1 protein-coding gene is annotated in these 202 nt (G+C 65.3%); it reads right to left on the bottom strand.

The window, feature by feature from the left end; genetic code table 11:
• The coding region (locus H7J73_RS00510) for an MspA family porin (RefSeq protein ID WP_264065339.1) at nucleotides 1–202 on the bottom strand (202 nt) is incomplete at both ends.

Genomic DNA, 202 nt, shown 5'->3' with positions numbered 1-202 from the left:
ATGCCGGGGCCGTTGCCCAGGTCAGCGGAGATCGACACACCCGGGAACAGGTTCGGGGTGATGACCGAGCCCAGCGGGTTGAAACCGGTCGGGGACAGGTCGACGTCGTCGAGCAGGATGTTCGGGGTGGAGTAGGAGAAGTTGATGCCCACACCCAGTGACCAGGGGAAGCCGACCTGGTAGCCGAGCTCCAGGGTGCCCT

The sequence above is a fragment of the Mycolicibacterium komossense genome (assembly GCF_025822605.1).
Lineage (GTDB): Bacteria > Actinomycetota > Actinomycetes > Mycobacteriales > Mycobacteriaceae > Mycobacterium > Mycobacterium komossense.
Note: the sequence above shows the minus strand (reverse complement) of the source record. Positions and strands in the feature narration are given on the sequence as shown.